Source organism: Nocardia sp. NPDC006630, assembly GCF_040611495.1.
GTDB lineage: Bacteria > Actinomycetota > Actinomycetes > Mycobacteriales > Mycobacteriaceae > Nocardia.
On sequence record NZ_JBEXOK010000011.1, the window covers coordinates 238,278 to 261,955 of the forward strand.

The 23,678-nt window shown below is 66.2% G+C and carries 23 protein-coding genes; 14 read left to right on the top strand and 9 right to left on the bottom strand.

Annotated elements, in window-relative coordinates; genetic code table 11:
• The first annotated feature begins 59 nt into the window (after positions 1–59).
• A complete protein-coding gene (locus ABZX86_RS31640; RefSeq protein WP_355128695.1) occupies positions 60–677 on the top strand; it encodes a class I SAM-dependent methyltransferase in 618 nt (205 codons plus the stop codon).
• Positions 678–707: 30 nt separating this feature from the next.
• Here the strand turns inward: ABZX86_RS31640 and ABZX86_RS31645 are convergent, their stop codons facing one another.
• The 3 genes from ABZX86_RS31645 to ABZX86_RS31655 form a co-directional block, all read right to left on the bottom strand.
• Positions 708–1,109, bottom strand: coding sequence for a VOC family protein (locus ABZX86_RS31645; protein ID WP_355128961.1), 402 nt, complete (start codon positions 1,107–1,109; stop codon positions 708–710).
• A 167-nt stretch (positions 1,110–1,276) separates the two neighbouring features.
• Positions 1,277–1,957 carry a response regulator gene (locus ABZX86_RS31650; protein WP_355128697.1) on the bottom strand — a complete coding sequence of 227 codons (681 nt, stop codon included), beginning with the start codon at positions 1,955–1,957 and terminating at the stop codon, positions 1,277–1,279.
• Positions 1,939–3,828, bottom strand: a complete 1,890-nt coding sequence (locus ABZX86_RS31655; RefSeq protein WP_355128699.1) for an ATP-binding protein — start codon at positions 3,826–3,828, stop codon at positions 1,939–1,941. Before ABZX86_RS31655 ends, ABZX86_RS31650 begins: the two co-directional genes overlap by 19 nt.
• A gap of 171 nt (positions 3,829–3,999) precedes the next feature.
• Between ABZX86_RS31655 and ABZX86_RS31660 the strand changes: the two genes are divergently transcribed.
• The 5 genes from ABZX86_RS31660 to ligA all read left to right on the top strand — a co-directional run bounded on the left by ABZX86_RS31660 (position 4,000) and on the right by ligA (position 9,857).
• Positions 4,000–4,827, top strand: coding sequence for an ABC transporter ATP-binding protein (locus ABZX86_RS31660; RefSeq protein ID WP_355128701.1), 828 nt, complete (start codon positions 4,000–4,002; stop codon positions 4,825–4,827).
• Complete coding sequence (locus tag ABZX86_RS31665; RefSeq protein ID WP_355128703.1) at positions 4,817–5,698, top strand: ABC transporter permease; 882 nt, start codon at positions 4,817–4,819, stop codon at positions 5,696–5,698. Before ABZX86_RS31660 ends, ABZX86_RS31665 begins: the two co-directional genes overlap by 11 nt.
• Before the next feature lie 2 nt (positions 5,699–5,700).
• On the top strand, positions 5,701–6,753 hold the full coding sequence (locus tag ABZX86_RS31670) for an ABC transporter substrate-binding protein (RefSeq protein ID WP_355128705.1): 1,053 nt from the start codon (positions 5,701–5,703) through the stop codon (positions 6,751–6,753).
• 134 nt (positions 6,754–6,887) lie between these two features.
• A complete protein-coding gene (locus ABZX86_RS31675) occupies positions 6,888–7,799 on the top strand; it encodes a glycoside hydrolase family 43 protein (RefSeq protein WP_355128707.1) in 912 nt (303 codons plus the stop codon).
• Between the two features lie 66 nt (positions 7,800–7,865).
• Positions 7,866–9,857 (top strand): NAD-dependent DNA ligase LigA, encoded by a 1,992-nt coding sequence (ligA, locus tag ABZX86_RS31680; protein WP_355128709.1) that lies wholly within the window; start codon positions 7,866–7,868, stop codon positions 9,855–9,857.
• 149 nt (positions 9,858–10,006) lie between these two features.
• Here ligA and ABZX86_RS31685 read toward each other — a convergent pair whose 3' ends face one another.
• A complete protein-coding gene (locus ABZX86_RS31685) occupies positions 10,007–11,326 on the bottom strand; it encodes a hypothetical protein (protein WP_355128711.1) in 1,320 nt (439 codons plus the stop codon).
• 992 nt (positions 11,327–12,318) lie between these two features.
• Here ABZX86_RS31685 and ABZX86_RS31690 point away from each other — a divergent pair.
• Positions 12,319–12,831, top strand: a complete 513-nt coding sequence (locus ABZX86_RS31690; RefSeq protein ID WP_355128713.1) for a nitroreductase/quinone reductase family protein — start codon at positions 12,319–12,321, stop codon at positions 12,829–12,831.
• Positions 12,832–13,053: 222 nt separating this feature from the next.
• Positions 13,054–13,473 carry a Dabb family protein gene (locus ABZX86_RS31695; protein ID WP_355128715.1) on the top strand — a complete coding sequence of 140 codons (420 nt, stop codon included), beginning with the start codon at positions 13,054–13,056 and terminating at the stop codon, positions 13,471–13,473.
• Between the two features lie 37 nt (positions 13,474–13,510).
• Here ABZX86_RS31695 and ABZX86_RS31700 read toward each other — a convergent pair whose 3' ends face one another.
• On the bottom strand, positions 13,511–14,392 hold the full coding sequence (locus ABZX86_RS31700; RefSeq protein WP_355128717.1) for a helix-turn-helix transcriptional regulator: 882 nt from the start codon (positions 14,390–14,392) through the stop codon (positions 13,511–13,513).
• A 103-nt stretch (positions 14,393–14,495) separates the two neighbouring features.
• On the opposite strand from ABZX86_RS31700, the gene ABZX86_RS31705 reads away from it, so the two are divergent.
• Complete coding sequence (locus ABZX86_RS31705; protein WP_355128719.1) at positions 14,496–15,218, top strand: SDR family oxidoreductase; 723 nt, start codon at positions 14,496–14,498, stop codon at positions 15,216–15,218.
• Positions 15,219–15,378: 160 nt separating this feature from the next.
• Here the strand turns inward: ABZX86_RS31705 and ABZX86_RS31710 are convergent, their stop codons facing one another.
• Positions 15,379–16,296 (bottom strand): alpha/beta hydrolase, encoded by a 918-nt coding sequence (locus tag ABZX86_RS31710; RefSeq protein WP_355128721.1) that lies wholly within the window; start codon positions 16,294–16,296, stop codon positions 15,379–15,381.
• A 43-nt stretch (positions 16,297–16,339) separates the two neighbouring features.
• Between ABZX86_RS31710 and ABZX86_RS31715 the strand changes: the two genes are divergently transcribed.
• From ABZX86_RS31715 to ABZX86_RS31730, 4 genes are all read left to right on the top strand, one after another.
• Entirely contained in the window at positions 16,340–16,816 is a 477-nt protein-coding gene (locus ABZX86_RS31715) for a MarR family transcriptional regulator (protein WP_355128723.1), read from the top strand.
• A 308-nt stretch (positions 16,817–17,124) separates the two neighbouring features.
• Complete coding sequence (locus ABZX86_RS31720; protein WP_355128725.1) at positions 17,125–17,535, top strand: hypothetical protein; 411 nt, start codon at positions 17,125–17,127, stop codon at positions 17,533–17,535.
• Positions 17,536–17,834: 299 nt separating this feature from the next.
• Positions 17,835–19,010, top strand: a complete 1,176-nt coding sequence (locus ABZX86_RS31725; protein ID WP_355128727.1) for a hypothetical protein — start codon at positions 17,835–17,837, stop codon at positions 19,008–19,010.
• Positions 19,007–19,348, top strand: coding sequence for a hypothetical protein (locus ABZX86_RS31730; protein WP_355128729.1), 342 nt, complete (start codon positions 19,007–19,009; stop codon positions 19,346–19,348). Before ABZX86_RS31725 ends, ABZX86_RS31730 begins: the two co-directional genes overlap by 4 nt.
• Before the next feature lie 124 nt (positions 19,349–19,472).
• Here ABZX86_RS31730 and ABZX86_RS31735 read toward each other — a convergent pair whose 3' ends face one another.
• The 3 genes from ABZX86_RS31735 to rarD all read right to left on the bottom strand — a co-directional run bounded on the left by ABZX86_RS31735 (position 19,473) and on the right by rarD (position 20,985).
• Positions 19,473–19,688 (bottom strand): hypothetical protein, encoded by a 216-nt coding sequence (locus tag ABZX86_RS31735; protein ID WP_355128731.1) that lies wholly within the window; start codon positions 19,686–19,688, stop codon positions 19,473–19,475.
• A 113-nt stretch (positions 19,689–19,801) separates the two neighbouring features.
• Positions 19,802–19,945 carry a hypothetical protein gene (locus ABZX86_RS31740; protein WP_355128733.1) on the bottom strand — a complete coding sequence of 48 codons (144 nt, stop codon included), beginning with the start codon at positions 19,943–19,945 and terminating at the stop codon, positions 19,802–19,804.
• 137 nt (positions 19,946–20,082) lie between these two features.
• The gene (gene rarD / locus ABZX86_RS31745) at positions 20,083–20,985 is read right to left on the bottom strand and encodes an EamA family transporter RarD (RefSeq protein WP_355128963.1); all 903 of its coding nucleotides are present in this window, start codon (positions 20,983–20,985) and stop codon (positions 20,083–20,085) included.
• Positions 20,986–21,140: 155 nt separating this feature from the next.
• Between rarD and ABZX86_RS31750 the strand changes: the two genes are divergently transcribed.
• On the top strand, positions 21,141–23,576 hold the full coding sequence (locus ABZX86_RS31750; protein ID WP_355128735.1) for a cation-translocating P-type ATPase: 2,436 nt from the start codon (positions 21,141–21,143) through the stop codon (positions 23,574–23,576).
• Positions 23,577–23,678 lie beyond the last annotated feature (102 nt).

Sequence of the window (23,678 nt, forward strand, 5' to 3'; positions counted from 1 at the left end):
ATGCCGGGATGACGGGGCGGGCATTGGCGCGGGCGACATTTCATTGGGAGAGTGGTGACGTGGGAATCTACGAGAATCAGGTGCTGCCCCGGATCATCGATCTGTCCTGCGGGGCGAAGTTCCTGGATCCGGTGCGCAAACGCGTCTGCGCCGGGCTCAGCGGGCGCGTGGTCGAGATCGGATTCGGATCCGGGCGCAATGTGCCGTTCTATCCCGCCGTGGTGAAGTCGGTGAGCGCGGTCGAACCGGTGGGTCTCGGCTGGAAAATGGCGAGCGGGCGGATCGCGGCGTCCGCCGTTCCGGTGGAGCGGGCGGGATTGGACGGGCAGGCATTGCCGTTCGAGGACAATAGCTTCGAATCCGCGCTGTCCACCTGGACGCTGTGCACCATTCCCGATGTGCATGCGGCGCTGTCGGAGATTCGCCGAGTACTGGTGCCGGGCGGGACATTTCATTTTGTCGAGCACGGGCTGGCGCCGGATCCCGGGGTGCAGGTGTGGCAGCACCGGTTGAATCCGGTGCAGCAAAAATTGTTCGGCGGCTGCCATCTGGATCGCGATATTCGCGGGCTGATCGAGGACACCGGTTTCGAGGTGCGCGCGGTCGATCAGTTCTACGAGAAGGGCTCGCCGAAGTTCATCGGTGCGCTGTCACTGGGCGTGGCCGCTTCGGCGTGAAAGACCCACGCCCAGTGCAGCATCAGGTGTTTACCGCTGCGGCCAGCCACCGTACGGAACGGTGATCAGCTCCATATAGTGGCCGTTGGGATCCTGGAAGTAGATACCGCGGCCACCGTCGTTATGGTTGATCTCGCCTTCGGCCCGGCCGTGCGGATCGGCCCAGTAGGTGATCCGGTGATCGGTGATCTTCTTATAGGCCGAATCGAATTCGTCCTCGGAGACCAGGAAGGCGTAGTGCGTGGGGTGAATGCCACCGGGCAGATCCGGCGGCACATTCGCGAAATCGAAGGTGACACCGTTCCCGACTTGCAGCGGAATGAACGGTCCCCACTCGGCCCCCACCTCCAATCCGAGGATCTCCGCCCAGAATTCGGCGGTTTCCCGATTGGCCTTGCATCCGACAATGGTGTGGTTGAACTGAATAGTTATGGGAATTCTCCTGTGTGAGTGACGATCCCGACCCTGGACCGGTGCAAGTCGGCCGACAGGAGCATCGCCACCCCTTCGACGCTAGCCATACGTCCCCCGATTCGCCAATATTCGAGTGGCAGGGGTCACAGCGACCGGCTGACGGTCGGCGGTGCAGACAGCAGCGCTCAGCGGGTCGGTCCGGCGGAGTATTCCTGTTCGGGGCGGCCGGTGCTGCCGTAGCGCAATTGCATGCGCAGGCCGCCGGCGCCGACCAGGGCGGCGAGGTAGCGCTGGGCGGTGGCGCGGGAAATGCCGATGGCGAGGGCTACCTGGGCGGCTGACATGGGGGCGTCGGCGCGTCGAACGGCCTGCAGCACCAGATCTTTCGTGGGTGAGGCGAGTGCGGCAGGCTGCGCCGCGGCGCCGGTGGCGGTGGTCTGGCGCAGGGCCAGGAGGGCGGCGTCCACATCCGCGGACGCGATTTCCGGCGCCGACAGAATTCGCCGGTAGCGGGCGTATCCGGCCAGGCGGGCCGCCAGGGCGGCATGATCGAAGGGCTTCACCAGGTAGCCGAGAGCGCCTGCGGACAGTGCCGCGCGGACGGTCTCGGATTCGATTGCGGCGGTGAGCATCATGGCATCGAAGCGGATCTCACGGACCAGATCGACGCCGGAGCCGTCGGGGAGATAGACATCGACCAGTGCCAGATCGAACGCCGTCGCGGCAATGGCCGCGCGCGCGGCGGCGAGTGTATTCGCGACCGTGCCGACGGTGAAACCCGGTAGCGCCGAGACGATTCCGGCATGCAGATTGGCCACCCGGAAGTCGTCGTCGACCACCAGTACATTCAGCTCTCCAGCGCCCACGCGGGCTCTCCCTCTGTCAGCACACCCGGCAACCGGGCAATGAATTCCGCTCCCCGCAAAGCCTTCTCGACGGGCACCTCCGGCTCCGCCGCGCCGGGCCGGGCCGTACCACCCGGATCGGCCAGCAGGACATCGCCGCCGCGCGCTCTCGCGACCTGCCGCGACAATGCCAGTCCGACCCCGCGACCACCGGGCACACCCTCCCCGGAACGGGTCGAAACCCCTTCTGCGAACACCGAATCCACCAGCTCGGCCGCCACCCCGCCCCCACTGTCTGCGACCGCGATATGCAGCGTCTCCCCCTCCTGCACCAACTCCAGCTCCACCACAGCGGGTGCAGCATCGCCGCCAGTAGCGGACTCAAACCCACCGCGCGCGGGCTCGGCATCTCCGCCCACAGCGGGCTCAGCATCACGGTGTGCAGCGGGCTCGGCATCACCGGGTGCAACGGGCGCTACGCTCGCGGCAGTCGTGGGGTTCGCGCCCCCGGCGGCGACCTGCCCGGCCGCGCCGAGGCGGGCGGCTTCGATGGCATTGTCGAGGAGGTTGCCGAGGACGGTCGTGACATCCACGGGGGCTGCGAGATTCGCGTTCACCCAGTTGTTGGGGCCGAGGCGGAGGCGGACGCCCTGTTCGCGGGCGTGCGCGGCCTTGGCGGCGAGGAAGGCTTGCAGGTAGGGGTCGGTCACGGCGTCTATGCCGGGCAGGACTGCGCCGAGGGGGCCGGTGCCCAGGAGATCGGCGAGGTAGTGGGAGGCCTCCTCGGCCCGGCCGGTGTGCAGCAGTCCGTTCAGCAGGTGCAGGCGATTGGCGAATTCGTGGCGCTGGGCGCGCAGCACGGTGCTCAGGGAGCGGACCGCATCCAGTTGGCGGGTAAGGGATTCCACATCGGTGCGGTCGCGGACGCTCAGTACCGCGCCGAGGGGGCGGCCGTCGCGGAGCACGCTGCGGGCGGTCACCACCACGATGCGCTCGCCCACCGCCGCCTGCACCAGTTGGCCGTCGGCGGCGCGGAACGCCTGCAGCACACGCGGAGTCAGGCCGAGATCGTCGATATCGTGTCCGGGGGAGGCCTCGATGCCGAGCAGCCGGCGGGCTTCGTCATTGACGACGGTGACGCGCCAGGCGGTATCGGCGGCGACCACGCCCTCGCCGATGCCGTGCAGTACGGCATCCTGCTCGCGCACCAGTTCCGCCAATTCGGCGGGTTCCAGGCCGAGGGTCAAACCATGCCAGCGACGTGCCAGCAACACCGACCCGGCAATGCCCGCGCACAGCGCCCCGGCGATCAGCAGCCCGGATCGGCGGAGGTCGCGCAGCAGCTGTTCGCGCACCGCCGTCGTCGAGATGCCGACACTGACCTCACCGACCACGCGTCCGGTACCGGGTTGCAGCACCGGCACTTTGGCGCGCACCGATTCGCCGAGGGTGCCGTGTTCGCGAATGACCACCTCGCCGCCCGCCAGCGCCCTGGAGGGGTCGGTGCTGACCATTTCGCCGAGCCGGGCACGCTCCGGATGCGCCAGGCGCAGGCCCGCGTCATCGGTGATGACCACGAACAATGCGCTCGTGCGCAGCCGGGCGTCAGCGGCGATGCGCTGCAGTGGGCCGTCGGCGAGATCGCTCTGCAGCTGCGGCCCGGGTTGCAACGAGAAGTCGGCGTAGTGCTCGACCTCGGCGCGCACATCGGGTTCGGAGGCGACGGTGCGGGCGATCGCGAGGGCGCGCTCACCGTATTCGCCGGACAATCGCTGATTGCCGATATAGGCGAACACGCCGAAGGCCAGGCCGACGGTCACACCCACCACCGCGACCTGCAACAGCACGATCTGGGTCCGGAGGCGAACCGAGCGGGGGCCGAGCGAGAACACGGGCCACAGTGTAGAGAACGGCCCGCAAACGCCTGAGCAGAATGCGCAAAACGGTCGAATCGCCGCTTGTGCGGGTAGCGCGCACAACCACATGCGGTGTGACCCGGGCCACGTAGCTTCTCTCCAATGCCGCAGCACACACCCCGAGCGGCACGAAAGCAGGAGCAAGCGATGACCCCACCGCCCCTCGACCGCGGCGAGCCATTGATCGAACTGAGAGGCGCGACCAAGCGCTTTCCGGGCACCAATGGCGGCATTCACACCGCGGTGCGCGACCTGAACTTCACGGTCGCCCCCGGCGAATTCGTCGCCGTGGTCGGACCGACCGGCTGCGGCAAATCGACCACCCTCTCACTGGTCTCCGGACTCGAACCCGCCTCGGCCGGCCGCACTCTGGTGCGCGGCGCGGATGTGCGCGGCATTCCGGACGGCGTCGGCTATATGTTCCAGCAGGATGCCGTGCTGCCGTGGAAGAGCGTGCTCGACAATGTGGCGCTTGGACCGCACTTCCGGGGCGCATCGAAGAAGCAGGCGCGGGCACGGGCCGCCGAATGGGTGCGCACGGTCGGCCTCGGCGGGTTCGAGGGTTACTACCCACATCAGCTCTCCGGCGGTATGCGCAAACGGGTTTCGCTGGCGCAGACGCTGGTCAACAATCCCGAGATCATTCTCATGGACGAGCCGTTCAGCGCGCTCGATGTGCAGACCCGGCAGCTCATGCAGGACGAGCTGCTGCGGGTGTGGTCCGGGACCGATGCGGCGGTCATCTTCGTGACTCACGATCTGGAAGAGGCGATTTCGCTCGCCGATCGGGTGGTCGTCATGACCGCCTCCCCCGCCACGGTGTGCGGCGATTTCACCGTCACGCTGGAGCGGCCGCGCAATGTCGAGGAGGTGCGGCTCACCGAGGAGTTCCGCGATCTCTACAAGGAAATTTGGGAAACGCTGCGCGATCAGGTCGAGGCAGCTCGCAGTAAGGGAGCCTCCCGTGTCGCTTGATGTCGTAGCGCAAACCGCCACCTTCACACCGGAATTCGAGACCGAGGCGCAGATTCTCGCGCGGGTCCGCACGCAGGCACGCAAGGAGAAGATCCGCACCTGGGGGCTGCGGGTACTGCTGATCGCGCTGTGGCTGGGTTCATGGGAGTTGACCGCTTCGCTGTGGATCGACCCGTTCTTCTACTCCAAGCCCTCGCTCATCTGGGATCGGCTCTACGAATGGTTCACCGACGGAACACAATTCGGTTCCATCTGGCTGCAGCTCTACACCACCGTGCAGGAGGCCGTGCTCGGCTTCGTCATCGGCACCGTTGCCGGTGTGGTGCTGGGTGTACTGCTGGGTCGTAGCCGGTACTGGGCGGAGGTGCTGGCGCCGTTCATCAAGGCGCTCAATGCCGTTCCGCGCATTGTGCTGGCATCGCTGTTCATCATCTGGTTCGGGCTGGGGCTCAGCTCCAAGGTGGCGACCGTGGTGGTGCTGGTGTTCTTCGCGGTGTTCTTCAATGCCTTCACCGGCGCACGTGAGGTGGACGGCAATGTCATCGACAACGCACGAATCCTGGGCGCGTCCAAGTGGCAGGTGCTGACCTCCATCGTGCTGCCGAGCGCCACCACCTGGATTCTGTCCAGCCTGCACACCGCCTTCGGTTTTGCGCTCATCGGCGCGGTCGTCGGTGAATACGCCGGCGCCAGCAAGGGTTTGGGGCTGCTCATCTCCAATGCGCAGGGCACCTTCGATGCGGCTGGGATCTATGCGGGCATGATCGTCATCACCGTGGTGGCGCTGGTGGCCGAATGGCTGATCGGACTGGCCGAGAACCGGCTGCTGAAATGGCGTCCGTCGCAGGCCTCTTCGGGTCACGGGGTGTGAGCATGAGACATCGCAGAACTCTCGCGCTCGTACTGCTCGCCGTCTCCTCGCTGCTGCTGGTGACCGGCTGCCGTGATTCCCGGGCCATTCCCGTCGCGAACGGGCGGCCGCAGCTCACCATCATGGTCGGCGGGCTGGAGAAGGTGATCTACCTGCCCGCCATGCTCACTCAGAAGCTGGGCAATTTCGAACGCAATGACATCGATGTGCAGCTGCTCGGCGAACAGTCCGGGGCGACCGCCGAAACCGCGCTGCTCACCGGCGATGTGCAGGCCGTGGTCGGGTTCTACGACCACACCATCGATTTGCAGGCCAAGGACCAATGCCTGCGCACCGTAGTGCAATTCGCCGATGTTCCCGGCGAGGTGGAGCTGGTCTCCACCTCGGATGCGGCAACCATCCGCTCCCCCGAGGACTTCAAGGGCCGCAATCTCGGCGTCACCTCACTGGGTTCGTCCACCGACTTCCTGACCCAGGCCCTGGCCGGGCAGGAAGGGCTGGGCACCTCCGACTACACCCGGGTGAAAGTCGGTGCGGGACAGACCTTCATCGCCGGAATGAACCACAATGGCATCGACGCCGGCATGACCACCGATCCGACGGTCGCCAAAATGGTCAGCGCGGGTGACGCCCGGGTGCTCGTCGATATGCGCAATGAACAGGGCACCCGCGCCGCACTCGGCGGCCTGTATCCCGCTGCCTCCCTGTACATGCGGTGCGAGACCGTGGACAACCACCCCGACATCGTCCAGAAGCTGGTCACCTCGTTCGTGCAGACCCTGCAGTGGATCAAAACCCACAGCCCCGAGGAGATCGCCGCCGAAATGCCCTCGCAGTACGCCGGCGGCGACCCCAAGCTCTACGTCCAATCGGTCCGCGATTCCATCAGCATGTTCAACGGCGACGGACTCATGAAACGCGAAGGCGCCGACAATGTCCTGCGGATCCTGGGCCGGTACTCCCGCAATGTGCAGCCGGTGCGCGACCGCATCGACCTGAACGCCACCTATACGAATCAGTTCGTCGAACGGGCCCTGAAGCCGGGAACGCAGTAGCCGGGCTCGTGGCATTCCGCATTCGTGAGGGGATGCGGAATGCCACCGGCGGTCACACGGTGGAGTCCGAGACGCTGGTATACCAATCGGTGTGTCGGCTACTTTGTGGCGAATGGGCAGGAATAATTCGGCGGATGGCGGTTAGTCGAAGATTCGTGCTGGCTTTGGCCGGGAGTGTGCCGCTGTACGGGCTGGCCGCAGGGCGGGCGGTGGGTGATCCGGGGCTCACGCAGCCGGGGCGGGCTACCGTGCGGTACACGATGACGGCGTTCACGAATGCGAGTGAATCCGATCTGTATGTGTACGAATCCACCGATGCCACCAATTTTCAGTTGCTGCGGGGATCGGCGTATCAGCCGCCGAGCGGGCTGCTGCGGGATCCGAGTCTGATCCGGCATACCGACGGGCGCTATTACCTCACCTATACGACGGGGTGGGAGGGGCAGACCATCGGATTCGCGCGTAGCGACGATCGGGTCAGCTGGACGCACCTCGACGACTATCAGGTCGATGTGGCGGGCGTGACCTCGACGTGGGCGCCGGAGTGGTTCATCGACTCGAATGGCGAAGTCAATGTGCTGGTCTCGCTGTCGGACGGGGTTCGCTTCACTCCGCATCTGATGACCGCCACCGATCCGGGGCTGCGATCGTGGACGCCGCTGACCCCGATGGTGGGACTCGGTCCGAAGGCCGATACCGGATACGGCTATATCGACACCACCGTGGTGCTGCATCGCGGTCAGTACTACGCCTTCACCAAGGACGAGCAGACCAAGTTCGTCGAACTCGCCGTTTCGGATCAGCTGCGCGGGCGGTATTCCTTTGTGCAGACCGGGGATTGGGCGGGGTGGGGATCGCCGCGGGAAGGCCAGTGCGTCATTCCGCTGCCCGGTGGCGGCTGGCGGATCTACTTCGACGCCTATGACGACGGCGAATATCTCTACAGCGACAGCCATGACAACTTCCGCACCTGGACGCCGACTGCCGAACTTCCCGGGCTGTCGGGCACCGTCCGGCATTTCACGGTGCTGCCCGAACACGGCTGACCGTCGATGCGGCCCGCGCCGCGTCAGTGCGCGCAGGTGTCAGTGGGTATCGGTAGCGTCTGTGCCGTGGAAACCGGTGAACACATCCAAGAGCTCGCGGACCGCATCGTGGCGCTGCGCGACGGCTACTACCAGGGCGCGCCACTGGTCGCGGACGCCGAGTACGACGCGATCGAGGACGAGCTACGCGGTCTGATCGAGGCGCACCCGGAGCTCGCACCGGATCCGAATCCGCTGGAGCAGGTCGGCGCGCCCGCGGTGCTGCACGCGCCGATCCGGCATTCGCGCCCGATGCTGTCGCTCGAGAAGTCGACCAAGCCGGAGCAGGTCGCGGCGTTCTTCGGCCGCTTCCCCGGACAGTCGGTGGTGGTGATGCCGAAGCTCGACGGCCTGTCCCTGGCCCTGGTCTACGAGGACGGGCGGCTGGTGCGGGCCATCACCCGGGGCGACGGCACCACCGGTGACGATGTGACCATGCTGGTCCGCGCCCTGGTGGACGGTGTGCCCGAGCGGATCGACGTCCCGGGGCGGGTGGAGGTGCGCGGTGAGGCGGTCATGCTGCGTTCGACCTTCGTCGCCTACAACACGGCGCATCCGGACAAACCGCTGATCAATCCGCGCAATGCCGCGGCGGGCACGCTGCGGGCGAAGGATCCGGCCACGGTCTCCGAGCGCCGGTTGCAGTTCTTCGGCTTCGACCTGGATACCTCGGACGGCGGCGCCGCGGTCGATCTCGGCGAGGGTCTGCGGGCGCTGGGGGTCGCGGGCGCGCAGATGCGGCTCTGCGCCGATGCCGAGCAGGCGCAGGCGGCGATCACCGCGATCGAGCAGGGTCGCAATGATCTGGACTACGACCTCGATGGCGCGGTGCTGCGGCTGGCCGATCGAGATGCCTACGCGGCGGCCGGGATTCGGTCGAACTCCCCGCGTGGTGCGCTGGCATTCAAATTCGCCGCCGAGGAGAAGACCACACTGCTGGCCGATGTGGTCTGGGATGTCGGCAAGACGGGCAAGATCGTCCCGGTCGCCTGGCTGGAGCCGGTGTTCGTGGGCGGCACCACCGTCACCAAGGCGACGCTGGCCAATCAGGAGGTGATCCGCGCTCGCGATGTCAGAGTCGGTGACACCGTGCTGGTACGCCGCGCGGGCGATGTGATCCCGTTCGTCGCGGGTGTGCTGGACGCCTCCAAGCGCACCGGCGAAGAGCGCGAGATCGTGCCGCCGACCGTCTGCCCCTCCTGCGGGCAGCCGGTCACCGAGCAGGGCAATAGCCGAGAACTGTTCTGCACCAACGTCGCCTGCCCCGCGCAGACGGTGCGGCGGCTGATCCACTGGGCCTCGCGCGCGGCGGCGGATATCGATGCCATCGGCGGGGTGTGGATCGAACGTCTCGCCGAAGCGGGCATCCTGGAGAACCCCTCGGACTTCTACACGCTGACCAAGGAGCGCCTGCTCGAATTCGACCGCATGGGCGAGGTCTCGGCCGCGCGCATGATCGATTCGATCGACGCCAGCCGCGAGGTCGGCCTGCGCCGCGCGCTGATCGGCCTGGCGATCCCGATGGCCTCCGACGGCACCGCCGCCCGCCTGGCCCGCGCCGGATTCGGCTCCCTCGAGGAGGTCGCCGACGCGGGCGAGGAAAAGCTTGTGGCCGTGGAGGATATCGGCCCGAAGGTCGCCGCCTCCCTGGTCGCCCACCTCACCCGCCTGCGCCCGGAACTCGAGCGGCTCCGCGAGGCGGGCGTCTCCCTGGACGTGCGTGAGGAGGATCTCCCCCCGGTCATCGCGGCTGGCGCACCGCTGGAGGGCAAGTCGGTGGTGATCACCGGCGCCATCAGCGACCCCCGCTCCGGCGAGAAGGTCGCCCGCCCGACCTTCCAGCGCCTGTGTGAAAAGGCCGGTGCCACAGCGGCATCCTCGGTTTCGGCGAACACCGACATGCTGATCACCGGCGCGGGAGTCGGCGAAAGCAAACTGACCAAAGCGGAAAAGCTCGGCGTCCAGGTCGTCGACCAGGGCGAGATCTGGGACCTGTTGATCGCAGCCAACGTCATCTGACCCCTCGGTGCCGGATCAGCCTGTGACACAGGCTGACCGGCGCTCCTCGACCGTCCCCCTCGGTTACGCGCCGCATTCACCTCCCGGCAGTCTGATTTAGAGGGTTCAGGCCGGTCCGTCGGTGGCGCCGAAACCGCAGGCGAGGTTGGCTACCGATGGTGAAAAATCAGGCCCTCAGGTATCGGCTCCCAGTCGTCTCCGTCGACGGACTGCGTATTTTCATCGACATTGATCAGGCGGATTCCGGCGGCATCGGAAATCGAGAGGATGCGTCCGGTCACGTCCAGGGTCATGGTGTGCCCGAGGTTGTACAGCTCGCCGGAGTAGGCGGTGAGCCCGAAATCGGAATCGAGACTATTCAGATAGAGCGGTTCGTCGCGGGTGACCGGCTGCTGTTCCGGCTTTCGGACATGCCACTGCAGCTCACCCTGGTACAGCCAAGCCAGCACGCCACGGCGATCCCAGACAAGACCGTCGGGCACGAAATCCTCATCGTGGTCGCGGCTTTCGAGCCCCCATTCGAATGCGACAAGCTCCCACCCCCGGTCCCGGTCGAGTTGCAGCACCATGACAAATCCCTGCCGACTGCCGGTTGAGCTACCGTCGCTGTGCATCGGCTGCCCGGTGTCGAGTGCAAGCACGAGCTGATCGCTCCCGTGAAATTGGGCGTAGGTCCACTTCTCGAACCAGTCGACCTCCGGGAGAGTTGCTCGCGCCGTCTCGGTGTGCAGAACACCGCCGGTGAATCGCCAACGGCCGTCCCAGGACTCGGCGTCGACGCCGGCGCTCGGGTTCTCCGACGCCATACTCACCTGCCCCAGGCGTGCGGGGCGGTCATAGAAGTGAGCGAGTGCTGGTTCCTCGAGCAAGATCGCGATCCACTGATCGAACGAGATGTCGCCATCGACATACCACGTGCTGCTGAACTCGGCGGGACGCTCGATGCCGTCGTAGGCGTCGTACAGCAGGATGGTCGTGATCGAATGCCAGTACGGTCCGGGCTCATGCCATCCGGGCCCAAGGTCGGTGCGCGCCTTGATCTTCCGGGAGAGGCGGAAGTAATACCCGTGAACCGAACCGTTCTTCGTGAGGGTCGAGGTGCGAGAACCCGACACCCTCAGCATGTCGGCACCGGGTTCGTCGACCAGCGTGTGAAACCGGATCCGCGAAAAGCGCCGCGCCGACTCCAGCAGATCCCGCACGGTCATGCCAGCGGAATCTGTCGACCTCAACACCGACGAGAATGCGTCCACCCCGTCAAAATGCGAAACTGTCCGAAAATCCTCGCGCGGTGGCCTTTTCGCTCGACCGCCCCCGAACCACTTCACATCGAAATCGTATCCACCGCGAAAAGCGCCGCCCAGCCGGGGATCCACCGCCCCGGACGTGCGCCCTCCGACAGAAGTGGACGTCCGGCCAGGCTCGTTCAGCAGGCGCGCTACGCACTCGTCGGCAATGATCTCGAACATGACAGATTCGACGCCCGAGCAGGCACAGTCCAACCCACAGGGCACCAGAGCTCGAGGGCAACGGCATCCCCGGTGTGAGTTGTGCGGCGGCCCCCAGGTCGGCAACCTCGGTGTAGGCGGCCTGATCGGAATACACCCTCTTGGCCGCCAGCAATGGGGGCTGCCGCTTTCGACATTGCACGCAGTGGTGTGCCTGCAGTGCGGACATGCCGAGCTATTCGCCGCGCAACTCGCAAAGGTCCAGGCCGAAGCCGAGAAGCACCCCGAGCGATTCACGTGGTGATACATCTGAGCGCGAATTGCCCACGAAGACGGAGCATTTCGGAATGGATGCCCCTGCCTTGACTCATATGACGCTCTGCCGTACCTCTTCCGCGGCGGCACAGCGTGGGGTCGATTCGCTCCCGACTGTCCCGAGTCGGGGTATTGCGGCGTTCAGCCAGCCTCGGATCGCCATGGTCGGTTGATCTTCCACCGCACTGTGCCGGCCAGTTCGGTCAGCGCGATATGCGGCATGTTCGGATGCTGCTGCGGGATGAGTGTTGGTCGCGGACGGGGTGCTGTCTGGCCCCGAACGGCTCTGAATTCGTCTGCGGAAGTGAACTGTTCGTGCAAGTAACGGGTGGATCTGCGGAAATCCGTCTAAGAGGGCCATGGATTGCAGGGAAAGTTCATCTCGGATCGGTGCGCGGTAATCGGCAGATCAGTGCGTTCGGTCGGCGCCAGATGTGCGCAGCCCATGGATCTTCCGCGGTGCAGCGCCGGCGGGTTTCAGACCGCGCGGCTCGCGAACTGTGGAATCGGATGTCGCCGGAGGCCCGAGCTCGGTTCGACGCTCTGCTTACATCCGGTGCTGCCATTCAGGCCGTCGCCCTGATGCGTGACCACGCGGTCAGCCTCCCAACTGAATCCCCGGAGCGCCTGCGAATCGCGTCACGAATTCTCGTTGAATTAGGACCGTAACTGTCCTATCTCCACGACACACTCGAATCATGAGCGAAACCGAATCGACCGCGGGACAGACGGATCCGGCCGACATCACCGACTACAACGATCCGAACGCACCCTGGAACCAGGCGTGGGACCAGGAGGCCGGCATCGTGAACTGGAACGATGATTTGATCAAGGAGTTCCGGGAGAACGCGGGCAAGGTAGGTGGCGCCTATGCGGGCAGGGACCTCGTCCTGCTCACCACCACAGGAGCCAGGAGCGGCAAGCGGCACACAACTCCGCTGGGACCGCTGCACCGGGGTGACACCATGTTCGTGAGCTCGTTCATCGAGAACAAGTACCCGGCTTGGTGGTACAACATCAAGGCTGATCCGCAGGTCACTATCGAGATCCGGGGTGAGACCCACCAGGGAACCGGCCAAGTGCTCGAGGGTGCGGACTACGACGAGTTCGCGGCCTGGGCACTGGCCAACTACCCGCTGCTGGCGGACTTCCAGTCCAAGGTCGACCGACCCCTGCCCCTGGTCGTGCTGACTCTCGACAGTCAGGGCTGAGCACTCCAACCTCCCAGCCCCGGCGCGTCGGCAATGGAGCGCGCCGGGCTGTGCGGCCGAGCGGTAGACACCAGTTTCCACATTCGGAGGCGGATCGGTGCGCTTGGTGATCAGCTTGTCGGCCGATCAGAGTGAGTGTACAGTCACTCACATGTGTGACTGATTGATCACTCACGCACTTCGCGTGACCGTACAGAACCAAGCTCCGAAGGGTCGAATCCGATGATCTACCACGGCAGTCGCTTCACTGTTAAGCCCGGTACTCCCGCCGAACAGCTCGAACTAGCCCTCGAAAGCCTCCGCAACCAGGGCCGTCGAATCCCTTCGGTCCGCCACTTCACCGTCGGCCCCGACTACGGCGGCGAATACGATTTCGGCGCGGTCTACGTCATCGACGATCTGGACGGCTACTGGGAGTACCTGATCCACCCCTCCCACCTCCACACCGACCGAATCGGCTTGCCCCTCGTCGACAAGTTCGCCTCCTTCGACATCACCGACGACCCCGACCCTGACATGGCCGCGAAAATCGCCGCCCTGCACAAGCGCCGCTATGACACCCACCCCGAGATCAGTCGACTCGTCTCCGATCTCGGCGACTACCAGGGCAGTGCGGCACCGGGCCGTCACGGCAATCGCTGACTCCCCCGGAATCAGACATCCCGAGAACTGGCCTGGGTCATTTCGGCGCGTTCTCCGGCGTCGAGCATGGTGAAGCCGACCGTGTTCGGTCAGGTGTCTCGCGGGCGGTGACGGCGAGCGAGCCGAGCAGGGCGAGGGCCCGGCTGCTGGGGGTGCCGGGTTCGGCGTGGTAGACCACGAGGGCTTGGCCGGGGCTGGATCGGACGTCGAAGGTTTGCATCGTGAGGGTGAGGGGGCCGACGTCGTGGTGGTGGAAGCGCTTGCTCGCCAAGGCTTTTCCCCGGGCGTCGTGGGTGGTCCACAGTTGCGCGAATTCGGGACTCTGGCCGAGTAGTTCGCCGAGGACCTGTTGGATCCGCGGGTCGTCGGGGGCTTCGCCGTGGCCGAACCTGAACCCGGCCACCGAGTTTCGGGCGATGTCGAGCCAGTCGGCGTAAAACAGCCGTGCGGTGGGGTCGGTGAAGACGATATGCATGAGATTGCGCGAGTGGGTCCAGTCGTGGAACAGCGCGTCGGCGATCGTGTTGGAGGCGAGGACGTCGTAGGCGCGGTTGTAGACGACGGCTGGGTTGTCGGGCCAGGCGTCCATGAGTTGGCGCAGGCTCGGATCGACGCGGCCGGGCGCGGCGGCGGTGTGGGCGCGCGGGGCGAGCCCGGCCAGCCGGAACAGGTGTTGGCGACCGTCGGCGTCGAGCCGCAACGCGATGGACAGGGCATCCACGACCTGTGCCGAGGGTCCACGCTCACGGCCCTGCTCGAGCCGGATGTAGTAGTCGACACTGACCCCGACCAGCAATGCCACCTCCTCGCGCCGCAGCCCCGGAACCCGGCGCGGTCCTGTGTCGGGGAGGTTCACCTGCGCGGGATGTAGTCGCGCGCGGCGGGCACGTAGGTATTCGCCGAGTTCGGTGGATGCCATAGCGGTCATCGTAGGTCGCGTCGAACCGGGTCGTCCTGGGTGTATTACTCCTATGAGAACGGCGTCCTGCCGCCGCGGAGTCTTCTCGGACATCGTGGTCACCATGACTACGAAACAGAAGACGGTGCTGGTCACCGGTGCAAGCAGCGGAATCGGCGCAGCGATTGCCGCTCGGCTGGCCGGCGCGGGGCATCATGTCGTCGCGGGTGCGCGGCGCACCGACCGGCTGCACGCATTGGCCGAACGCACCGGCGACAACCTGCACCCGGTCCAGCTCGATGTCACCGATCCGGTCAGCGTCACCGCGTTCGTCGAGGCCGCGCACCGCCGGACCGGACGTGTCGATGTCCTGGTGAACAATGCCGGGGTGATGCCGCTGTCGCGGCTGGACTCGCTGCTTCTCGACGAGTGGAACTCGATGATCGATGTGAACGTTCGTGGACTCCTGCACGGAATCGCTTCGGCCCTACCGTATTTCACCGCGCAGGGATCGGGTCACTTCGTCACGATCGCGAGCGTGGGTGCTCACGAGGTGGTGCCGACCAGCGCGGTGTACAGCGGCACCAAATATGCCGCCTGGGCGATCACCGAAGGTCTGCGTCAGGAGTGCGACCCCTCGATCCGGGTCACAACCATCTCCCCCGGAGTCGTCACCTCCGAATTGGCGGACTCCATCACCGAACCCGGTGCAGCACAGGCGATGCGCACCTACCGGGCACACGCCATCGCACCGGACGCCATCGCCGCGGCCGTCTCCTTTGCCATCGAACAACCCGACGCGGTCGACGTGAACGAGATCGTCGTGCGCCCGACCCGGCAGCGCTGAACGAACCATCACGACCATCTCGAACACGACCACTACATATCGCGCTCGTTAGACGAACTATGCCTCGGTCGGCGCATCGTGTAATCGGCTATGAGAGCGCGTTGGGAATCTGCTGTCGGCCAACCAGTTTGGACGGCCGCCTAACGCGCGGGTCGCGGCATTATGGTGCGTCGTCGGCGTCCGGGCTGTGGAGGTGCTGACCGAGGAAGAGGGCGGCGCGGTCCAGGGCTTGGTCGGCTTCATCGAGTACGCCGTTGAAGGATTGGAACACGTGGGGCACGTCGGCGGTGATGTCGAGGATGACATCCACACCGGCGGCGCGGGCGCGGGCGGCCAGGCGCGTCGAGTCGTCGAGCATCATTTCGTTGGCGCCCACTTGCAGCAGTATCGGTGGAAAGCCGCTGAGATCGGCGAGGACCGCCGGGCTGAGCAGCGGCTGGTGGGGGTCCTGCCCGGCGAGGTACAGGGCGGCGGTGCGTTCGAGGCTCTCACGGGTGAACAACGGGTCGATGCCGACCTTGGTGTCGATGCTCTCGCCGGTACGAGTCGCGTCCAAGCCCGCGGAGAACGCGACGATGGCGGCGGGCAGCGGCAATCCCGCGTCGCGCGCTGCGAGGCAGGTGGTGATGGTCAGGCCGCCGCCTGCAGAATCGCCGGCGAACGCGATGGCCGCGGGATCCTCGCCGCTGTCGAGTAGGGCGCGGTACGCGCTCAGGGTGTCTTCGATCGCCGCTGGGAAGGGATGTTCGGGGGCCAGCCGGTAGTCCAGCGAGAAGGCACGAAATCCGGTGCGGGTTACCAGGTTCGCGGTCAGTGACATCGCTGTCTGCGGCGAGCCGTAGACCCAGCCACCGCCGTGAAAGTACAGGATCGTCCCGGGTCGCGGGGGCGTGGCCGGTTCGACCAGGACAGCGGGCCGGGTGCCGAGTGTCGTTGCCCGGGTTCGTATCTCGGTGGGCACGTTCATCTGGTCCATCAGCGCGCGGAATCCCGCGCGGATCTGCTCGACCGAGGGCTCCCCGGCGGGCCGTGGCTGACGTAGCAGTGCGTCGATTTTCGCGCGTTGTTCCCTGCTCATGTTCCAACCTTCCTGGGAAGTATCTTCCTGTACAGTATATGCCATGGAATATACATCGGCTGGACCCGCCGTCAACCTGCCGAGTTTGTTCGCCGACCTCGTCCGTTGCGAGACACGGCTGTACAACGCGGTCAACGATCGCCTGCGCGAGCAGCACGGGATTGTCACCTCACAGTTCGAATCCCTGCGCTTCCTGCGTGATCACCCGGGCGCCCGGGTGGCCGACCTCGCGAACGAATTCGCCACGGGCGTCGGGGCGATGAGCAAAGGTGTCGACCGGTTGGAGAAGCAAGGATGGGTCGAGCGGCAAGCGAATCCAGCCGATCGCAGGTCGTCATTGCTGGCGCTGACGAATGAGGGCCTGAGTCTGGTCGAGGCAGCGGAACGAACCTTCAACGCGCAGCTGACCGAGCTTCTCAGCAAGAGCGTTTCGGATTCTTCGCTATCGGTTGTCGCGCAGGCATTTTCGCAGCTACGCGGCGCGCTCGAGCGCGACAGGATCGGCCTGCCCGCGGGCTGACCGGCGTGGTCACCAACCTGCGCTCGATAGCCGGTTCCGTGGGGGCTGCCCGAGCCACGGAAGAGCCAACGCCGCGTCGACGATTCGTACTGTTTCGCATCCGGCATTGGAGCCAATAGCGGACGTACTGAGCCACAACAGGTCTGGGCCGCCGACCACTGCGCGGTGGCCGATTCGAACCGCGCTGCGCGGCAGTGGCGTGGGTTCGGAAGTGCAACGTCCCGCCAATCCGGCACGGTCGCCGGCGCGGAATCCGGCGGCGCAGCCTTGGCGTGGCGCGCGGCTCGATTGCGATATTGAATTGAGTCATGGACGCACCTTGGACGGTAGAGCAGGCGCGAGCCGCGACTGCGGGCGCGCCGCTCGTCGCTACCCGCCGCCTGGAGCAGAACGGGTCTCGGGTGACTGTCGAGTTGTACGCGCCGGTCGCCCAGGCGGGAGGCATCGATGCGTGGTGTCGCTGGCGCATCCTCGGCTTGGCCGAACAGCCTGTGGTCGATCTGCTCGCACCGGGGATCGATGCGGTGGGGGCGATCTTGTCTGCGCTCGACATGATCGGCGACCATCTGAATCTGTTCGAAGGAATCACCTATCTGGGACGAGCGGACCTGGATTTCCCGGTCACCGCGGCCACTGCTGAGAACGATCCGGGCCGGCACGGCACCGGGCACACTGACGGGCCGCATTCGTCGCGGTGGGACCCGAGGGCTTCGGAGTGACCGCGCAGGAGGTCAGGCAGCGCGACCAGCGGCTCCTAGGCAGCGATCGGGATCCATGACCAGCCTGTCTCATTTGTGAGCCAGTTGCACGACAGCGGGGGCAGCCCTGATGGTCGCGGCTATCCAGATGTCAGCTGACGTAGCCAGCGCTTCGACTACCTCGCCTCAACATACGGAAGCGGTTGCGCGAGCGTGTCCGGCCCGGTCAGTTGGTAACGGCCACTTGATCTTCCGGCGCCCCTCGACCGCACGGCGTGACATTCGGGGCGCATTGGCGGGTATCGCTGTACGTTCGGGGCATGGGGAGTTCGGCCGGCGCGGGGCGTCGATCATTGCGGGTCGGTCGGGTGGTCGCGATCTTGGTTGGTGTGGTGGTGGCGGGGTTGGTTGTGGGGTTGTTGCCGAGGTGGTGGTGCGGGCGGGAGGCCGGCGAGTGGTTCAGCGGGGATTCGGGGCGGGTGCATGGGCTGGCCGAGGAACTGGTGGCGTTCGAGGCTGATGATGATCATCGGCGTGCCACCGGTGCGGGTGGGGAAATCGACGGCATGTGGGGGTTGCTCGCGCATCAGATGACAGCGCTGGGGCTGGCGCAGGTGTGTTTGGCGCACCCCGAATGGCGGGAACGGTACGCGCCCATCGTGACTCGTGCGGCGGCCAAGAGTCTGCTGCCCGAGATGCGCGCCGAATTCACCGCAGCCTGGCACGGCGACGACAGGTCGGCCGATCTGAGTAATCCGCATGCGCACGCGTATCTCTCCTATCCCGCTCTCGCACTCGGGATGGCCCGGCTGGTCGATCCGGCCTTCCCGCCCAGCCTCGCAACCCAGCAGGATGCGATCGTCGCCGCTTTCGAGCGGCAGTTGCTCGCTTCGCCGACCGGATTGCTGGAAACCCTTCCCGGAGAGGCTTATCCGACCGATGTGGCAGCCGTCGCCGCGGCGATAGCGGTGCACGGGCGCGCGACCGGCGTCGATCACACGGCGGTGCTCGCGCACTGGGCGCAGCAGGTGCGCGCCGTACAGATCGATCCTGGGACGGGACTGGTGGTGCAGCGCATGGGTATCGACGCGCATGCGCACGATGCGCCGCGCGCCTCGGGAACGGGACTGGCGGCCTACTTCGCCGGATTCGCGGATCGGGCGCTCGCCGAGGAGTTGGCGACCGGGTTGTTCCACCAGGAGCGCAGCGTCCTCGGCTTCAGTGCGATCCATGAGTACGGTGGCGGCCACAGCGGCGCCGGGGATATCGACAGCGGTCCCGTAATTCTCGGAATATCGGTCTCCGCCACCAGCTTTGCGCTCGCCCCGGCCCGCGCCTTCGGCCACCGCGATATCTTCACCCGCCTGTTCCGCACTGCCGACCTGGTCGGGTTGCCCCTGCGCAGCGGATCCCGCCTGCGCTTCGCCACCGGCGGCGTCATCGGCAACGCCCTCCTGCTCGCCTTCCTCACCTCCGGACCGGAGGTGGCACGATGAGACGCCCCGACACCGCCCAACTCCGCACCGCGTGGCGACTGATCCGCATCCCGGCACTCCTGGCCGCGCTCTACCTCTCGCTGCGCCTGGTCTTGGCGGCATTGTCACAGCGACACGGGTTCGGTTCGCCCGACGGGATGGGCCTGGGCTACCTGGCTGTCGCCGGTCTGGCGCTGGCGCTGCGCATCATGCTCCTGGTCATCGCGCCGGCCGTCCTCGCCTATCGCATTGCGGCATGGGCGATTACGCGCGTGATGCACCGGTTCGCTCCGCCGGCCAGCACCGATGACATCGCCAGTTCAGCTGTCCGCGAGCACAGTGCATCGCGTCAGACCTGAGTCCTCGGCGGCCGGGTAGCGCTGCCGATTCATCTGGGCGGATGCACCCAGGTTCCGGGCGGTGGGGTGGGGACGACGCCGCTCATGGGACGGCGCCGGGAACGAGAGCGGTGGATGACAGTGGTCAGCACGATGGCCATCCCTGCGCCGGGACTCGCTGGAAGTTGTTGACATTGCTCGTCATACGGGTGAAGCCGGTGGCGCCCACGGTGATGGCGCCGGCGACTCCCACCACGATCACGAGGATCCCGGCTGCGATCCACCAGCCGGAGGGCCGCACCCGCTGTGGGGGCTGCGCCGCGCCCGGATAGGCAGGCGGGTAGATACCCGGTTGAGACATGGTCGAATCCTCCGCGCTGTCGGCACACCCGCTCACCGCGTGCAGCCTGTCGGCTACAACCTAACTGCGCGACGGGGTTTCGGCGCACTGCGCGAGGGGGTTTCGGCGCGGTACTACTTGATCGACTTCATGGCCAGTTGAAGGGTGGCCAGGACGCCTACCGCGACTACCAGGGGGTAGTGGCCCGAAGAATGGGCGTAGTCGTAGGTGGAGGCGATGACGAGGATCGCCAGGATCAGGAACAGAAAGTGTTTCACCGGTCGCTCCCTTGGCTGGATTCAAGGGTACGAGGGGCAGATTCTGTTGTGCCACAGCTGAACTCGTGTAGGGCAGTGCGAGGCCGACGGAGGGGCAGTGGATTGGCGGCGAACGTCCGGGAAGAGCGGGGATCGGCCTAGCCGGTCGGCTTCGGGCGGGAGCGGCGGAGGGCATCGAGGGTGAAGATGGCCAGGGCCAGCCAGATCAGGGCGAAGCCGGCCCAGCGGGAGGCGGGCATGGGTTCGTGACCTACCGCCACGCCCCAGGTCAGCTGGAGGGCGGGGGTGAGGTACTGGAGGATTCCCATGGTGGACAGCGGGACTCGGGGCGCGGCCAGGGCGAACAGAAGCAGCGGGACGAGGGTTACGGGCCCGGTGATCATGAGCAGGGCGGAGTGGGCGGGGGTGGAACCGAAGGTGGCGTGGCCGGTGACGCCCAGGACTACGACGGCGATCAGGGCGAACGGGGCGGCGGAGATGCCTTCGGCGGCCAGACCGGGGAGCGCATCGAGGCGGATGACCTTTTTGATCAGGCCGTAGGTCGCGAAGGAGCACGCCAGGATGAGGGCGATCCAGGGTGGGCGGCCGTAGTCGATGGTCAGGACGATGACGGCGGTCGCGCCCAAACCCAGTGCGAGCCACTGCACTCGGCGCAGTCGCTCACGAAAGATGAGGACGCCGAAGGCAACTGTCACCAGCGGATTGATGAAGTAGCCCAGGGCGCACTGCACCACCTGCTCGGACATGACGCCGTAGACGTAGACGCCCCAGTTGATGGACAGCGCCAGCGAGGCCGCCGCGGCCAGTCGCCAGGTGCGGGCGTCGATACCGCGCAATTCGCGGATTCTGCCGGTCACCACCAGAAGCAGCAGGGAGACGACCAGGGTCCAGAGAATTCGCTCGGCCAGCACCTCGGCGGGCGTGGCGAAGGTCAGCAGTCCGAAGAAGGCGGGGAACATGCCCCAGACGAAGAAGGCGCCCGCACCGAAGGCCACACCGACTTCCCTGCCGGAGCGGCGCCGCCCGGTTCGCGAAGTCACGGCGGCGGCGGGTGTGTCTGACACCGTTCAACGTTAGCTTGCGCAACGACCAGGCGACTATCGGATATTCGCCGTATAACTCCCCCGCTCCGACGCGCGCGGTGCCCACCTGGGAAAACCGGGCTACCGGATAGCAAACATCTAGGCTGTGAATCATGTCGATCACCGCGCAGGATGAGAAACCCGCGACCGGACTCACCTCGGCAGAGGTAGAGCAGCGGCGCCGCGACGGGCTCACCAATGACGTCCCGGAGCGGGCCAGCCGTTCGGTGCGAGACATCGTCAAGGCCAATATCTTCACGCGCATCAATGCCCTGCTCGGTGTGCTGTTCATTCTGGTGATCGCGACCGGGTCGCTCATCGACGGCATGTTCGGCCTGCTGATCATCGCCAACAGCGGGATCGGCATCATCCAGGAGCTGCGCGCCAAGAAGACCCTCGACGAACTCGCGATCGTCGGACAGGCGCAGCCGGTGGTGCGCCGGGAGGGCAGAACGCAGGCGATCGCACCGCAGGAGATCGTGCTCGACGACATTATCGAGCTCGGCCCCGGCGATCAGATCGTGGTGGACGGCGAGGCGGTGGAGTGCGAACTGCTCGAGGTGGACGAGTCGCTGCTCACCGGCGAGGCCGACCCCATCGACAAAACCGTTGGCGCACAGATCATGTCGGGCAGCTTCGTGGTCTCCGGCAGCGGCGCGTACCGGGCCACCAAGGTCGGCAGGGACGCCTACGCCGCCAAACTCGCCGATGAGGCCAGCAAGTTCACCCTGGTCAAATCCGAACTGCGCACCGGCATCGACACCATTCTGCGGGTCATCACCTACCTGCTGATTCCGGCGGGCCTGCTGTCCATCTACAACCAGCTCGTCTCCAGCAAGGAGTCCTGGCGGCCTGCCGTCAACGGCATGGTGGCGGCGCTGGTGCCGATGGTGCCCGAGGGCCTGGTGCTGATGACCTCCATCGCCTTCGCGGTCGGTGTGGTGCGGCTGGGACGGCGGCAATGCCTGGTGCAGGAGCTGCCCGCCATCGAGGGACTGGCGCGGGTGGATGTGGTGTGCGCCGACAAGACCGGCACGCTCACCGAAAACGGTATGCGGCTGAGCGAGATTCGCGCCCTCGGTGACGAATCCGCCGACCGTGAAAAGGAATTGAAGCAGGTGCTGGCGGCGCTGGCGGGCGGCGATCCACGGCCGAATGCCAGCGTCGCGGCCATCGCCGAGGCGCTGCCGGACACCCCGGGCTGGAAGCAGACCGGACTCGCACCGTTCTCCTCCGCCAAGAAGTGGAGCGGCGCGTCCTACGGCGAGCACGGCAACTGGCTGCTCGGCGCACCCGATGTGCTGCTGGATCCGGACTCCGAAACCGCCGCTGTCGCACAGGAAATCGGATCGAAGGGCCTGCGGGTGCTGTTGCTGGCCAGCAGCGACCGGCCGGTGGACGCCGCCGATGCGCCCGGTGAGGTGACGCCCGCGGCGCTGGTGGTGCTGGAGCAGCGAGTACGTCCCGACGCCAAGGAAACCCTCGAGTACTTCGAATCCCAGCATGTGGCCACCAAGGTCATCTCCGGCGACAATGCCGTCTCCGTCGGCGCGGTGGCCGCCTCCCTCGGACTGGCCGGTGGCAATGACGCCGTCGACGCGCGCACGCTGCCGACCGATCAGAACGAGCTCGCCGATGTACTGGAGAACAAGACCGTCTTCGGCCGCGTGCGCCCGGATCAGAAGCGCGCCATGGTCTCCGCACTGCAGTCGCGCGGGCACACCGTCGCCATGACCGGTGACGGCGTGAACGATGTGCTCGCGCTGAAGGATGCCGATATCGGCGTCGCCATGGGCTCGGGCAGCCCGGCCACCCGCTCGGTGGCGCAGATCGTGCTGCTGGACAACAGGTTCGCGACACTGCCGTATGTGGTCGGCGAGGGCCGGCGGGTGATCGGCAATATCGAGCGGGTCTCCAATCTGTTCCTGACCAAGACGGTGTACTCGGTGGTGCTGGCCTTCCTGGTCGGCATCGCGGGCATCGGCTCGCAGATCTTCCACTACAAGGCGATCGGATATCCGTTCCTGCCACGGCATGTGACGATCGCGGCCTGGTTCACCATCGGCATTCCGGCGTTCATCCTGTCGCTGGCGCCGAACAATGAACGCGCGCGCACCGGATTCGTCGGGCGCGTCATGCGATTGGCGATTCCGTCCGGTCTGGTGATCGGCGTGATGACCTTCATCGCGTACCTGATCGCCTACAAGGGACCGGATGCCGGCGACACCGCGAAGGTGCAGGCGGGCACCACCGCGCTCATCACACTGCTGATCATCGCGGTGTGGGTGCTGGCCATCGTGGCGCGGCCGTGGAACTGGTGGAAGCTGCTGCTGATCGCGGGTTCCGTTGCCGGCTACCTGATTCTGTTCGCGGTGCCGTTCACGCGCCACTTCTTCAAACTCGATCCGAGCAATATCGCGCTCACCACCTCGGCCATCATCTGCGGTGCGATCGGTGTGGTACTGGTCGAGGTGGCGTGGTGGCTCAGCGCCAAGTTCTACGGCGGTGAGGCGCATCTGCTGCGCGCCTCGGCTCGCGAAAACGACTGATCCCAGCGGTATTCCGCACTTCGGCGGGGGGGGGCCCCCCCGGGGGGCGCCCCCCCGGGCGAAAAAAAAAAAGTGGCGAGGGTTTGGGGGGCCGGGTGATGG

Coding starts and splice junctions, on each gene's coding strand:
- ABZX86_RS31660 (WP_355128701.1), top strand. CDS start 4,000: ATGACCCCACCGCCCCTCGACCGCGGCGAGCCATTGATCGAACTGAGA.
- ABZX86_RS31670 (WP_355128705.1), top strand. CDS start 5,701: ATGAGACATCGCAGAACTCTCGCGCTCGTACTGCTCGCCGTCTCCTCG.
- ABZX86_RS31675 (WP_355128707.1), top strand. CDS start 6,888: ATGGCGGTTAGTCGAAGATTCGTGCTGGCTTTGGCCGGGAGTGTGCCG.
- ABZX86_RS31685 (WP_355128711.1), bottom strand. CDS start 11,326: ATGTTCGAGATCATTGCCGACGAGTGCGTAGCGCGCCTGCTGAACGAG.
- ABZX86_RS31690 (WP_355128713.1), top strand. CDS start 12,319: ATGAGCGAAACCGAATCGACCGCGGGACAGACGGATCCGGCCGACATC.
- ABZX86_RS31695 (WP_355128715.1), top strand. CDS start 13,054: ATGATCTACCACGGCAGTCGCTTCACTGTTAAGCCCGGTACTCCCGCC.
- ABZX86_RS31700 (WP_355128717.1), bottom strand. CDS start 14,392: ATGGCATCCACCGAACTCGGCGAATACCTACGTGCCCGCCGCGCGCGA.
- ABZX86_RS31705 (WP_355128719.1), top strand. CDS start 14,496: ATGACTACGAAACAGAAGACGGTGCTGGTCACCGGTGCAAGCAGCGGA.
- ABZX86_RS31710 (WP_355128721.1), bottom strand. CDS start 16,296: ATGAGCAGGGAACAACGCGCGAAAATCGACGCACTGCTACGTCAGCCA.
- ABZX86_RS31715 (WP_355128723.1), top strand. CDS start 16,340: ATGGAATATACATCGGCTGGACCCGCCGTCAACCTGCCGAGTTTGTTC.
- ABZX86_RS31720 (WP_355128725.1), top strand. CDS start 17,125: ATGGACGCACCTTGGACGGTAGAGCAGGCGCGAGCCGCGACTGCGGGC.
- ABZX86_RS31725 (WP_355128727.1), top strand. CDS start 17,835: ATGGGGAGTTCGGCCGGCGCGGGGCGTCGATCATTGCGGGTCGGTCGG.
- ABZX86_RS31730 (WP_355128729.1), top strand. CDS start 19,007: ATGAGACGCCCCGACACCGCCCAACTCCGCACCGCGTGGCGACTGATC.
- ABZX86_RS31735 (WP_355128731.1), bottom strand. CDS start 19,688: ATGTCTCAACCGGGTATCTACCCGCCTGCCTATCCGGGCGCGGCGCAG.
- ABZX86_RS31750 (WP_355128735.1), top strand. CDS start 21,141: ATGTCGATCACCGCGCAGGATGAGAAACCCGCGACCGGACTCACCTCG.